8 protein-coding genes are annotated in these 14,084 nt (G+C 62.8%); 6 read left to right on the top strand and 2 right to left on the bottom strand.

Annotation, left to right across the window (positions count from 1 at the left end):
* Positions 1–84: 84 nt before the first annotated feature.
* Both BN3659_RS11820 and BN3659_RS11815 read right to left on the bottom strand, forming a co-directional pair.
* On the bottom strand, positions 85–1,461 hold the full coding sequence (locus BN3659_RS11820) for an MFS transporter (protein ID WP_091537204.1): 1,377 nt from the start codon (positions 1,459–1,461) through the stop codon (positions 85–87).
* Between the two features lie 30 nt (positions 1,462–1,491).
* Positions 1,492–3,003, bottom strand: a complete 1,512-nt coding sequence (locus BN3659_RS11815) for a glycoside hydrolase family 28 protein (protein ID WP_091537202.1) — start codon at positions 3,001–3,003, stop codon at positions 1,492–1,494.
* A gap of 449 nt (positions 3,004–3,452) precedes the next feature.
* On the opposite strand from BN3659_RS11815, the gene BN3659_RS11810 reads away from it, so the two are divergent.
* The 6 genes from BN3659_RS11810 (at position 3,453) to BN3659_RS11785 (ending at position 14,073) form a co-directional block, all read left to right on the top strand.
* A complete protein-coding gene (locus BN3659_RS11810) occupies positions 3,453–6,656 on the top strand; it encodes a SusC/RagA family TonB-linked outer membrane protein (protein ID WP_091537200.1) in 3,204 nt (1,067 codons plus the stop codon).
* Between the two features lie 18 nt (positions 6,657–6,674).
* Positions 6,675–8,408 (top strand): RagB/SusD family nutrient uptake outer membrane protein, encoded by a 1,734-nt coding sequence (locus BN3659_RS11805; RefSeq protein WP_091537198.1) that lies wholly within the window; start codon positions 6,675–6,677, stop codon positions 8,406–8,408.
* A gap of 33 nt (positions 8,409–8,441) precedes the next feature.
* Positions 8,442–9,680, top strand: coding sequence for a glycan-binding surface protein (locus BN3659_RS11800; RefSeq protein WP_091537196.1), 1,239 nt, complete (start codon positions 8,442–8,444; stop codon positions 9,678–9,680).
* Between the two features lie 124 nt (positions 9,681–9,804).
* Positions 9,805–10,980 (top strand): glycoside hydrolase family 130 protein, encoded by a 1,176-nt coding sequence (locus tag BN3659_RS11795; protein ID WP_091537195.1) that lies wholly within the window; start codon positions 9,805–9,807, stop codon positions 10,978–10,980.
* Between the two features lie 7 nt (positions 10,981–10,987).
* Positions 10,988–12,094 carry a glycoside hydrolase family 26 protein gene (locus BN3659_RS11790; RefSeq protein WP_091537193.1) on the top strand — a complete coding sequence of 369 codons (1,107 nt, stop codon included), beginning with the start codon at positions 10,988–10,990 and terminating at the stop codon, positions 12,092–12,094.
* Positions 12,091–14,073 carry a glycoside hydrolase family 97 protein gene (locus BN3659_RS11785; protein ID WP_091537192.1) on the top strand — a complete coding sequence of 661 codons (1,983 nt, stop codon included), beginning with the start codon at positions 12,091–12,093 and terminating at the stop codon, positions 14,071–14,073. Before BN3659_RS11790 ends, BN3659_RS11785 begins: the two co-directional genes overlap by 4 nt.
* Positions 14,074–14,084 lie beyond the last annotated feature (11 nt).

Below are 14,084 nucleotides of genomic sequence, written 5' to 3'. Positions count from 1 at the left end.
GGGTGTGCCGTTTGCGTCTGCGGCGGCGAACCTCGAAGGTTGGGGCGGACCGCGGGCGGATGCCGCCCGGCGATGCGCCCGCGGTTATCGGCGGCGGCGTTCGAGCTCCCGGGCGATCGGTTCCATCCGGCGCTCGGTGAGCGGATAGCATGCGACCGCCAGCGCCGCCAGCATGCAGGCTGCGGCCGGGATCCAGCTCATCAGCATGCGAAGGCCCGTCAGCGCTTCGGGCGTCTGGAAGGCTCCTTCCTGCGTGTCGTAGCCGTAGGCGGCCAGCAGCCAGAGGATCAGCGCCGATCCGAAGGCGCCGCCGAACTTCTGAGCCATCGACGACGAGGAGAAGATCAGCCCCGTCGAACTGCGGCCGTGCTTCCGCTCCGAGTAGTCGGCCACGTCGGCATACATCGACCACAGCAGCGGGAAGGTCATGCCTGCCAGCGCCGAAATCACGATCTGCAAACCGAGCAGATACCATGCGCCCGCAGTTCCGTGTGGGGCGTAGCAGAATGCGGCGCTCAGCAGGGCCGAGCCGATCATCGCCCACAGGTAGGTCGCCTTCTTGCCCAGACGGCGCGAGACGGGGACCGCGAGCACCGTGCCCGCCATGTTCGCCGCTTCGCCCGCGGCGAGGAAGAGCCCCGCCGTGAGGCGCCAGCTGCCGCCGAGGGCGTTGTCCGTGCCGATGAAGTCCTTGAAATAGTAGGCCGCCGTACCGCCGCGGATCGAGTTGAACAGCAGGGCCGCGATCGCCGCGCCCAGCAGAATCCACCACGGGCCGTTCGTCAGGAGCGCTTTCACGTCGCGCAGGACGGAGCCTCCGGGGGCATTCGCGGCGGGTTTCACCCGTTCGCGCGTGAGGGCGTAGCAGGCGATGAAGAGCAGGGCGCAGAGCGTGCCGAGGACGAGGATCGTCGATCGCCACGCTGCGGGTTCGGTCTGCCCCATGTTGTCGCGGAAGAAGCGGCAGAGCGGTTCGAACAGCGCCAGAGCCACGAAACTGCCTCCGTAGGCGAAGAACATGCGGTAGGAGGAGAAGACGGTGCGCTCGCGCGAATCGTCCGTAACGACGCCGAGCATGGCCCCGTAGGGGACGTTGACGACCGTGTAGACGGTCATCATCGCGATGTAGGTGGCATAGGCCCAGACCAGCTTGGCGCCTTCGCTCCACGCGGGGGTGGTGAAGGTCAGCACCCCGGCCGCGGCGAACGGCACGGCGAACCAGAGCAGATAGGGGCGGTAGCGGCCCCGGCGCGACCGGGTGCGGTCGGCGACGATGCCCATCACGGGGTCCGAGACGGCGTCCCATAGTTTGGTAACGAGCAGCAGCAGAGCCGCATGTTCGAGGCTCAGACCGAAGACGTTGGAGTAGAAGAACGGGAGGTAGTACGAGAAGATTTTCCAGAACATCGACGACGACATGTCGCCCAGTCCGTAGCCTATTTTTTCGCTCAGTGCGGCCATGGTGCGTGGGTGGGCCGGGGCCCCGTTGCGTTATTTGCCGATGCGGTTCACTACCTGCCGGCACTCGCGCGTGCGCACGGCGGGCATATTCGGGTGTGCGGGCGACGCCGAGGCGGTCATGTTCTCCAGCCGCAGGTTGCGCACCTTCAGCGCGTCGACGGCGTAGGTGTGGTAGGGCCTATCGGCGCCGTCCCAGACGATCGAGCCCTGATTGAAGAAGACGTTCTCGGCGTTCTCGATGTAGAATGCGGGAACGTCGGCGGCGTAGAGTTCGCGTGCGGGGTCGACGTTGAGGCGCAGGTCGTAGTTGCCGCCCGCGACGGCTTCGAGGGCGCTGCGGCGCAGCTTGAATTCGAAATTGGTGAAGCAGACGTTCCGGATCTGGGTCTGCTCGTCGGCGATCATCACCACGGAGTTTTCTCCCACGCAGGTGATGTTGTTGAAGAAGATGTTGCGGATGACGCCAAGATGCTGTTTCTCGGGCACGAGCACCATCGCCGTCATGTGGATCGGCTCGCCGTGGCCCCACCAGTCGCCCGTGTGGAGACGGGTTTCGATGCGGATGTTCGTGAAGTTCATGTTCTCCAGCGAGCAGGAGTCGCTCACCGAGATGTTGATGCCGCGGTTCGAATCGAAGATCGTGATGTTCGAGAAGTTGTAGTTCGACATGGGGTTCTGGTCGTGGCCGCCGATGCGGATGCCGCTCGACCGCGACTGGAAGATGCAGTTCGAGACGTTGATGTTGCTCGACGGCTTGCGGATGTCGCGGAAGCCCGGGTCGCCGTGGTGTTCGCCGTAGCCGGCCAGCACGAGGGCGTCGTCGCCGCACTTGAAGAAGCAGTCGGAGATGTTGACGTTGCTCGACGAGATGACGTCGGCGCCGTCGCTGTTGGGGATCAGGAGGTTGTTGTCGATCCTCAGACCGCGCATCTTCACGCCGTCGCAGTGGACCACGAGCAGACACCAGTAGGGCGAATCGACGCACTTGAAGTCTTCGAGCGACACGTCCGTGCACTGGCTGAAGACGATCATCTGGTGATAGCGCTCCTTCGGGTAGAGCGGACCGTCGCCCAGTCCTTCGGCGACCTTGCGGAAGTCGAGCCCCTGACGGGTGCGGAGCCGCTGTCCGTCGCCGATCGTCTTCGCCCGGCCGGGCTCCATGAACTCCATGCCCCGTCCGTCGATGAGGCCGTTGCCCGTGATCGAGACGTTGTGCGCCTGCTCGGTGTAGAAGATGCCGGCCAGCTCGCGGTTGTGGCGCTGGTACTGCGCGAGGTCGAGCGTGGCGCGCAGGACGGCGCCCGTCTGCATGCGGAATTCGACGTTCGAGCGCAGATTGAGCGTACCTGTGAGGTAGGTGCCTCGGGGGACGAGCACCACGCCGCCGCCTGCGGCGTGGCAGTCGTCGATGGCGCGTTGGATCGGGGCCGTGGCGAGCGTCGCACCGTCGGGTGCGGCGCCGTAGGCGGTGATGTCCCAGACCGAAGCCCGGGAGACGAGAGCGGCGAGGCAGAGCGTAATGGAAAGTACTAATCTCTTCATTTGGTGGTGTTGTTTTGAGTTTTTGCGGTTGCGGCCGAAGCCTGTGGCGGGACGTTTCGGTCGAGAAATCCCTTTCCCGCTGCAAAAATACCCTGTATATAGGTGCAAATATAGCATTATAATAACTCTTAATGATACTTATTCGTTAAGAATGTCTTTTTTTCGGTCGTCCGATCGGGCATATAAAAGGTCTCAAGATGCTATTATCACTGCCGAAAATGTTATTTGTGCAGGGATAATCGTATATTTGTCGATGTAAAAATAGTATCATACTATGTTATGAAAGTGTTGGCCGGACCTTTATCTTCCTTGTAATTTTGTCCGCAGAAAGCCGAACTTCGCATCGGGGGCGCACGGCATCCGGAAGAGGTGCATGCGAAGCCGAGAAACCTATACGGAATATGCGGGGTGCCGACATCCGACCGACTGAACTACTTAAACCACTATCTATGAAAAAAATCGGACTATTATTCGTTTTATGCCTGCTGTGCGCGGCTTCGGCTTCGGCCCAAGCCTTCCGCATCACGGGCCGCGTAACCGATGCCAACGACGGTTCGCCGCTGGTCGGCGCGACGGTGATGGTCGTAGGTACCGCGACGGCTACCAGCACCGATGCACAGGGCGCCTATGCGATTCAGGCTTCGAAGGGCGACGTGATCTCGTTCACGTACGTGGGCAAGGCCGCGCAGAAGATGCCCGTGAATGCCCGGACGGTGATCGACATCCGCATGGAGGACGACGCCAGTACGCTCAACGACGTGGTCGTCATCGGCTACGGTACGATGAAGAAGCGCGACCTGACCGGCGCCGTAACCTCCGTGAAGGGCGACAACCTCATCAAGGGAAACCCTGCGCTGAGCGTGAACAGCGCCTTGCAGGGCAAGGTCGCCGGCGTGCAGGTGCGCCAGAACGACGGCGCCCCGGGCGGAGGTCTGACCATTCAGGTGCGCGGCGCCAACTCGTTCAGCACCGACACCCAGCCGCTCTACGTCATCGACGGACTGCCCTACGGGGGCGGCAGCTCGGCGCCCGATACGGGCCTCTCGGGCACGGGGTCCGGTTCGAACCCGATGGCCAACATCAACCCCAACGACATCGAGTCGATCGAGGTGCTGAAGGATGCTTCGTCGACGGCGATCTACGGTTCGCGCGGTGCCAACGGCGTGGTGATCGTTACGACCAAAAGAGGGCGCGAGGGCAAGGGCAACATCACCTTCTCGTCGAATTTCAGCATTTCGAAGATCGCTAAAAAGATCGACGTGCTCGATCCCGTAACCTATGCCCGCTACATCAACGAGCAGACGCTCAATTCGAACCCCGACGCGCAGCTTCCCTACCGCGGCGAGTGGTACTACTCGTTCGACCAGAACGACAACCTGATCCAGAGTTCGGGCAAATATTCGCCCGCACCGGAGGACTTCCTGCGGCCGGGCGTCTATACCGACCGGTACGGAAATACGGACATCGTCGGATCGACCGACTGGCAGGACGCCATCTTCCAGACCGGTTTCACGCAGGAGTACAACCTCAGCATCGACGGCGGCGGCTCGAAAGGCGGCTATCTGCTCTCGTTCAACTACTCCGACCAGAAGGGCATCATCGTCGGGTCGGGCTATACGCGCTATGCCGTGCGTTCGAATCTCTGGCGCAAACTCTACAACTGGCTCGAAGCCGGACTGAACGTCAACTACACCAATTCGGTAACCAACTTCGTCAACTCCTCGACCTCGGGCGGCGACGGCGTGATCTACTCGGCGCTGGTCTTCCCGCCCACTTACGACGCTTCGATCAACACCAAGGAGGACAACGAACTGAACTGGCTGGCGGCCAATCCGTATGTCTATGTCCGCGAGGCGTTCGATGAATACCGCGCCAACAACGTCTATCTCTCGTCCTACGTCGAGGCGAACCTCTGGAAGGGGCTCAAGCTGCGCGAGAACATCGGCTTCAGCTATTCGGGCAACGATCGCAACATGTATTACAACCGTCTCACGCGGCAGGGCTACGCACCCACCAACGGCGTGGCCGGACAGGGCCAGAGCTGGTCGCAGGGCTTCACCTCCGAGACGCTGCTCTCCTACAACCGGACCTTCGGCGGCGACCATACGGTCGACGCCGTGGTGGGCATTACGTTCGAGGAGTCGAACTGGAAGTACAACAACCAGTCGGCCTACGACTTTCCGTCGGACATGACGCTCATGTGGGACATGAGCGCCGGTCTGAAAACCTATCCCCTCAAGTCGGGCCGCGGCAAGAAACGCATGCAGTCGAATCTGGCCCGTTTCAACTATTCGTACAAGGGCAAGTACATGGCCACCGTGTCGTACCGCGCCGACGGTTCGAGCGTCTTCGTCGAGGGCAACAAGTACGCGCACTTCTTCTCGGGGGCCCTCGCATGGCGTCTGTCGGCCGAGCCGTGGATCGAGCGTCTCGGCGTGTTCGACGATCTGAAGCTGCGTCTGAGCTACGGCCAGACGGGCAATCAGGGCATCGACACCTATGCGACGCTTCCTGCCATGTCGGTGTCGAGCTATCCGCTGGGCGGTTCGCTCGTCCCGGGTTTCGCGGAGCAGACGTGGAAAGGCCCCATCAACAGGGATCTGAAGTGGGAGACCACCGACCAGTTCGATGCGGGTCTCGATATCTCGCTGGCCGAAGGCAAGGTCAACTTCGTCATAGACTATTATTATAAACGCACCGACGACCTGTTGCAGCGCGTAACGATCGAGTCGAACTCGGGGTATACGTCGATGGCCGCCAACATCGGCCACGTAACCAACGAAGGTCTCGAAATCTCGGGCGTGTTCCATCCTTTCGCCCGCAAGGACTTCGGCTGGGAGATCGACGCCAACATCTCGTTCAACCGCAACGAAATCGGCGGTCTGGCCGGCGACCAGTACGCCAGCAGCTTCATCAACAACATCCAGAACATCTTCGTGCAGCGCAACGGCTGTCCGATCGGCACGATCGTAGGTTTCGTCGAGGACGGTTTCTACGACAACCTCGCCGAAGTGCGCGCCGACCCGCAGTATGCCAACGTGTCGGATGCCGACGCGAAGGCCATGATCGGCGAGATCAAGTACCGCGACTACACGGGCGACGGACAGATCACCGATGCCGACAAGCGCGTGATCGGCGACACGAACCCCGACTTCATCTACGGAATCACCAATACGTTCCGCTACAAGAACTTCACCCTGAGCTTCTTCCTGCAAGGCACCTACGGCAACGACATCGTCAACGCCAATACGATCGCCAACTCCACGAGCGCCTCGATGACCGGCATCGCCAACATCACGCGCGAGCAGTACGACACGCGCTGGACGCCCGAGAACGCCTCCGGCGCCAAGTGGCCCAAGGCCATCGCCGCGGGCTACAAGCGCGAATGGAAATTCACGGACCGCTACATCGAGGACGGCTCCTATCTGCGGATGAAGAACATCAGTCTGGGCTATACGTTCTTCCCCAAGTGGCGGGGCATCAAGTCGCTCAACGTCTACGCCAGCGTGCAGAACGCATTCACCATCACGGGTTACAGCTGGTACGATCCCGACGTCAATGCCTTCGGCGGCGACGTAACCCGTCAGGGCGTGGACCTCTACTCCTATCCCAGCAGCCGCGTCTGGTCGTTCGGTCTGAAGCTGACTTTCTAACGTAAACCAAGTACTGAAATGAAAACGAATCCCATAAAACGAATTTTCGCGGCGCTCGCCGCAGGCGCGGTGTTCGCCGCCGCATTCACTTCCTGCGAGAAGTGGCTGGAGGAGGAGTCCTTCGACTTCACGCAGCCCGACGACATCGAGGACTCGGATGCGGGTGCCACGCAGTGGCTCATCGGCACTTACAGCAAGTTGGGCGACAATTTGTTCAACAGCAATACGTTCCCGATGGTCTGGATCTACGACGAAGACTATCTGACGGGGCCCGACTGGGCTTTCGGCAACATCGGTGCCGGCAACTTCCAGAACAACGGCTACATCAACGGCATGTGGGAAGGGCTCTACAACCTGATCCATCGTTGCAACTACGCCGCTTACGAAGTCGGCCGGATGCAGCACGTGGACGACCGGCTGCGGACAGCCATCTACGGCGAGATGAAGTTCCTCAAGGCGTGGAGCTATTTCCAGCTCGTGCGGGCGTTCGGTCCCGTGCCTTTGCGCAAGGAGTCGATCAGCGAAACGGGCGACCGCAACGTGCCGCGCAGTTCGGTCGGCGAGGTCTATGCCTACATCATCGAACTGCTGGAGGATGCGCAGACCGAGTGCTACAAGAATACGGACAAGGATTTCGTGCAGGGCCGCGTGTCGGCCGGCACGGCTGCCGGCCTGCTGGCCAAGGTCTATGCCACGATCGCTTCGGGCGCCATGCCCGAGGGGACGCGCATCTGGGTGCGCGGCGGCAAACCGTGGAGCGGCGAAGGCACGGACAAAGCCTATACGGACCCGCAGAAAATCGAATATCGGAAACAGCGTCTTGCGGGCTACGAGGAGTTCGATCCCCAGACGTACTGGGAGCTGGCCTACAAAAAGGCCGGGCAGGTGATGAGCGGCGAATACGGCGCCTATGAGCTCGTGCCTTACGACCGGCTTTGGAAACGCTCCGAGCGTTACAACGGCGAATACATGTGGAACTACGACGGTTTCGCCTCGGACAAACGCTACTGCGAGTACTTCTCCTACCACATCTGCGGCATCGAGAACAGCAGCGGACTCATAGCGGACGGCATGTGGTACGGCGGCCGCGACCACTGGTACAAGATGGTCGAGAGCAAGGATCTGCGCGTTGCGGAAGGTATCCGCCACCGCTGGCAGCGCACGTGGGACCTCACCTTCGCGCAGTACTATCCCAATACGCAGGAGTGGAACCGGAAGGTCGAGAACAAGGAGCCGCCCTTCGACGACGGGCTCTCGTATGCCTGCCCGCAGTTCGACACCTACTATCTGGCCTATCCGACCAAGTATGCGGACCGCACCGACCGCACCGTGCAGGAGGGCGATTCGTTCTGGCCGCTGCTCCGCTATGCCGACGTGGTGCTGATCTACGCCGAGGCGTATGCCGAGGCCGTGGGCACGACGGACGGCAAGGCGCTCGCGGCGCTCAACGACGTGCGCAACCGCAGCGGAGCGACGCCCCGCGAGCTCGGCGGACAGGGCGGTATCGGCGACATCGTCGACTTCCGGTCGAGCGTGCTTGAGGAGCGTGCCATAGAGTTCCTGTGCGAAGGCGACCGGCGCTGGGACCTCATCCGCTGGGGCATCTATGTCGATGTGATGAATGCCATCGGCGGCAACGACGAGATCGGCATCTACAAGGGCCGTCAGCAGAAGCACACGCTCTTCCCGATTCCGTCGAGCGAGATGGACGCCAACGCTTCGATCACGGAGAACAACCCCGGGTGGAACTAATCGGTCGAACCCCGAAAAATAACTTGTAGAACTATGAAATTCACATCATTCAAATATGCGGTCGCCGCCCTGACGGCCGCCCTTGCGCTCGGAGCCTGCAACGACGTGGTGGACATGAACGACGGCTGGGACGATGATCTGGTGTCGGACGGCGCACCCTCGATCCGTAAAATCACGACCTCGGCCGACACCGCGACGGTGATCTCCGTGGCGGCGCTCGACCAGTCGATCGCCGTGTTCGGCGACAACCTCACCGATTTGGAATCGGTGGCGATCAACGACCTCGAACTCGATCTGAAGGAGGTCTTCGCCAAGCGCCATCGGCTCGAACTGATCGTGCCGCGCAAGCTCCCGGGAACCGTAACCAACACGCTGCGGATCGTAACGCGCCGCGGCGAAGTGTCCGCACCGCTCGAAGTAACGCTTCCGGAGCTGAAGATCGACGGTTTCGAGAACGATTTCGCCGCCGACTGCGACACGGTGCGGGTCATGGGCCGCGAGTTCGACCTCTACGGAATCGACACGGTCAACGCCACGCTCTCGTTCAACGGACAGCCCGTCGACATGATTGCCGGCGATGCCGGGTCGTTCAGCATCCGCATTCCGGAAGGTACGCCGACGGATGCCGCGTCGTATCTGACCATCGAGACGCCCGAGTTGGCGACGCCCGTCGAGGTGCCGTTCCGCGAGCCGGGCATTCCGATCCTCACCAACGACGACCGCACGTGGGGCGACGGCTGGTGGCCCACGGGCATCACCGAGGTGAAGGAGGATACCGAGCCGGCGGCTCCGATGTTCCGCTGGATCGTCTGGATCAAGAAGAATTTCGCCGGCACGTGGGGGTACGAGAACGTGATGATCACCCACTTCTGGCTCGACGACACGGCGGCCGATCTGGTGGCCAATCCCGACGATTGGTGCGTGAAGATGGAGATCCTCAATCCGGCCGGTACGCCGCTGGCGCGTTACGTCCGCCTCGGCATTGCCGAGAGCGAGGCGGTCGACAAACTCTTCATGTGGGACCCCGCCAGCTCGAACGACGGCGTGGCGCTCAACACGATGGGCGAGTGGCGGACCGTCTCGTTCGAGGTGGCCGATCTTTTCCCCGCGCTCGCGGAGGGCGACAAGACGTCGCTCAAGATCGCCGAGGAGCCCTATGTCAATAAGGACGAACGGTTGAATTTCAAGGTGGCCATGCAGCGCGAGGAGGCGGGCGACGTGGAGTTCTATTTCTGGAACCTGCGCTTCGTGAAGAAGATCGCCGTGAAATGACCGGAACGGGTGCGGTGCGGCGCGGGGCGGGTACCGCACCGCGCCCGTTTCCGCCGTCCGGAAGCCGCCGCACCTCGGGATTCCCTACCGAAACACACACACTTATACAGGATAAGAATTCGATATGACAGAAACTTTGTTCCAAGACCGTTTCCGTGCGGTCTGCGAGGAGCACGACCGGCTCCTTGTCCGCAAAAACACGTCTTTGCTGCCCGGGAACGGCATCTATGAGCGTTACGAATATCCGGTGCTGACGCGCCTGCATACGCCCGTCGAGTGGCGCTACGACCTTTCGCCCGAGCGCAATCCCTACTTCATGGAGCGCTTCGGGATCAACGGGACGTTCAATGCCGGAGCCATCCGCCACGACGGCAAATACCTGCTCGTGGTGCGTGTCGAGGGCAACGACCGCAAGTCGTTCTTCGCCGTGGCCGAAAGCTCCAGCGGCGTGGACCGCTTCCGTTTCCGCGACTATCCGGTGCGCATGCCCGAAACCGAAGAACCCGATACGAACGTCTACGACATGCGCCTCACGGCCCACGAGGACGGCTGGATCTACGGCATCTTCTGCACCGAACGCAAGGACCTCTCGGCACCCCGCGACCTGTCGGCCGCCGTAGCCGCCGCGGGCATCGCCCGCACGCGCGATTTCGAGACGTGGGAGCGCCTGCCCGACCTGAAGTGTTCGGGGCAGCAGCGCAACGTGGTGCTCCATCCCGAGTTCGTGGAGGGGAAATACGCGCTCTACACCCGTCCGCAGGACGGCTTCATCGACGCCGGTAGCGGCGGCGGCATCGGCTGGGCTCTGGTGGACGACATGACCCGCGCCGAGGTGCGCGACGAGCGGATCATCAACATGCGCCGTTACCATACGATCAAGGAGTGCAAGAACGGCGAGGGCCCCCATCCGATCAAGACGCCCCGCGGCTGGCTCCATATGGCCCACGGCGTGAGGATGTGCGCCGCCGGACTGCGCTATGTGCTCTACCTCTACGTAACGGCGCTCGACGACCCTTCGCGCGTCGTCGCCGAGCCGGCCGGACACTTCATGGCCCCCGTGGGCGGCGAACGCACGGGCGACGTGCCGAACGTGCTCTTCTGCAACGGCTGGATCGCCGATCCCGACGGCACGGTCTACATCTACTACGCCTCGTGCGATACGCGGCTGCACGTGGCCGTCTCGTCGGTGGACCGTCTGCTCGACTATTGTTTCAACACTGCGCCCGACGGATACCGCAGCGCCGCCTCGGTCGGCGTACTCTGCGATCTGATCGACCGCAACAAACCTTTCATCCGATAATGTTTTTATGAAACGATTGCTTACGATCGCCGCGGGAGGCGCCCTTCTGGCGGGTTGTGCCGGCGGCGCGAAAACGCCCGCCCCGACGGACGGGGCGGCGACGGCGAAGACCTGCGCGTTGTACGGGCGGCTTTTCGATCTGTCCGCGCGCGGGGTGATGGTCGGCCATCAGGACGACCTCGCCTACGGATACCAGCGCCGCGAATACGGTTTTTCGGACGTGTACGACTGCACGGGCGACTATCCCGCCGTTACGGGCTGGGAGATCGGCCGCGTCGAACTCGGAACCGCATACAGTCTGGACTCGGTACGCTTCGACGACATCCGCCGCGGGATTGCCGAGGTAGATGCGCGCGGCGGCATTTCGACCGTCAGCTGGCATGCCGACAATATCCTCACGGGCGGTTCGACGTGGGACTGCGGCGCGCGCGTCGTGGCGGAGCTCCTGCCCGGAGGCGCGGCGCACGAAGAATGGCTCGGCCGGCTCGACCGCGTGGCCGATTTCCTCGGCTCGCTCCGGGATGCGGAGGGGCGGCCTATCCCCGTCGTGCTGCGACTCTACCACGAGCAGACCGCTTCGTGGTTCTGGTGGGGCGCCGAGTGGTGCTCGCCCGAGGAGTACAAGGCCCTGTGGCGCATGACGGTGGAGCATCTGCGCGGCGTGCGCGGAGTGCACAACGTGCTCTACGCCTACTCGCCGACCGACGTGGCCGACGAGGCCGCCTATCTGGAGCGCTATCCGGGCGACGAGTGGGTCGATGTCGTCGGTTTCGACCTCTACCTTTTCGGCAGCGGCGAGGCGGCCGCCGCACGCTACACGGAGCGCATGCGCCGCAATCTGTCGATCGTAACCGCCTATGCCGCCCGTGCGGGCAAGGTGGCGGTGATGGCCGAGACGGGAGCCGAGGGGCTCGCCGCGGAGCGCTACTTCTCACGCATCGTCGCGCCGCTGACGGAGGAATATCCCGTGGCATGGATCCTCTTCTGGCGCAACGCTTGGGAGCCCGACAAACCCGGCCACTTCTACGTGCCCTACAAGGGCCACCCGTCGCAGGCGGATTTCGAAGCGTGGATCGCTTCCGAACGAATTTTGATGAACAGAGACATCCGATGAAAAAACTCATTACACTGTGTGCGGCCGTTCTTGCGATGTGCGGGGCGGTGCACGCTCAGAAAACCGCGACCGTGAAGTCGCCCGGCGGCCGCATCCGCATGACGGTGCGTCTGACCGGGGAGGACTTTCCGACTTACGACATCTCTTACGGAGGAATGCCGCTTATCGAGGGGGCCCGTCTGGGCTTCGAGTTCGACAGCGGGACCTTCGGCCGCGGCCTCCGCGCGGGCCGCATCGTCCGCCGCCGCGGCGTGGAGCGCTACGACCTCCTCGCCGGCAAGAGCTCGCATGTGGAGGATCCCTACAACGAGGCGCGGATCCCGCTTCTCGAACGCGAGGCGCCGCATCGCCGGGTCGACCTCGTGGTGCGCGTGTTCGACGACGGCGCGGCTTTCCGCTACGAGTTTCCCGAGCAGGAGGGATGGAAATCCTATGTCATGTACGACGAGCTGACCGCGTTCGACCCTGCCGGCGACCCCGAAGTGTTGTCGATGTATCTGGACTCCTACACCACCTCGCACGAAGGGTTCTATGCGCAGAGGCCGTGCAGTGCGCTCGACGAGGGCAAGCTCATCGAGATGCCCGCCCTGTTCCGGTACGACGGAGGCGTCTGCATGGCTCTCACCGAAGCCGCCGTGCGGGATTATGCGGGCATGTACCTGATGCGCGAGGAGGGGGCCCTGCGGGGCAAGCTCTCGCCGCTGCCGGGGCAGCAGCGAGAGAAGGTGCGGGCCGAGCTGCCGCACCGCACGCCGTGGCGCGTGGCGATGATCGGACCGGATGCCGGCACGCTCATCGCATCGAACATCCTCACGAGTCTGAACGATCCGTGCGCCGTGGCCGACACCTCGTGGATCCGGCCCGGCAAGACCACCTTTTCGTGGTGGAACGGCTGCGCGGTGCCCGACACGACCTTCCTTGCGGGCAGCAACTTCATGACCAACAAGTACTACATCGACTTCGCCGCCCGCAGCGGGATCGAATACCACTCGATCTACGGCTATGCCGAGCAGCCGTGGTACACGGACGGGAACATGAGCTTCGAGTTCCCCTCGCCGACGGCCGACGTAACGCGCCCCGTGAAGTCGCTCGACATGCAGGCCGTCTGCGACTACGCCGCTTCGCAGGGGGTGGGCATCCACCTGTGGGTCAACTGGAAGCCGCTCTATGCGCGGATCGACGAGGCGTTCGACCTCTTCGAACGGTGGGGCGTGCGGGGCATGATGGTCGACTTCATGGACCGCGACGATCAGGAGATGATCCGCATCCAAGAGGAGATCCTGCGCAAGGCCGCGGAGCACAAGCTCTTCGTGCAGTTCCACGGATCGTCGAAACCCTCGGGGCTCAACCGCACCTATCCCAACGAATTCACCCGCGAGGGGACGCGCAACTACGAGTGCTACAAGTGGTCGAAGGACGTGGGGCCGCGGCTCGACATCTCGATCCCCTTCACGCGTCTGCTGGCGGGTGCCACGGACTACCACCTCGGAGGTTTCCGCGCCGTGCCGGAGGACCGGTTCCGGATCCGCTATTCGAATCCGTGGGTAACGGGCACGCGCTGCCACATGCTCGGTATGTACGTGGTGCTGGAGAGCTATCTGGGCATGGTGTGCGATGCGCCGGCGGCCTACGAGGGGCAGGCCGGATTCGAGTTCGTGCGCGCGGTGCCTACCGTCTGGGACCGGACGGTGGTGCCGGCCGCCGCTGTCGGCGAGTATGTCTGCGTGGCGCGCCGCTCGGGCGCGGCGTGGTGGCTCGGAGCGATCAACGGCTGCGAGGAGCGCGAGATCGCGTTCGACGCCGATTTCCTCGGCGAGGGCGTCTATAGGGCCGAGATCTACACCGACGATCCCGATGCCGCAGACGATCCGAACCGGCTCCTGAAACGCACCGAAACGCTTCGCCGCGGCGACCGCATCGTCTTGCGGATGGCTGCGGGCGGCGGCGCCGCGATACGCTTCGTTCCCCAAGAGAATTAACCGATAAAAAG

This window comes from Alistipes sp. CHKCI003 (assembly GCF_900021155.1).
Classification (GTDB): domain Bacteria; phylum Bacteroidota; class Bacteroidia; order Bacteroidales; family Rikenellaceae; genus Alistipes; species Alistipes excrementavium.
Note: the sequence above shows the minus strand (reverse complement) of the source record. Positions and strands in the feature narration are given on the sequence as shown.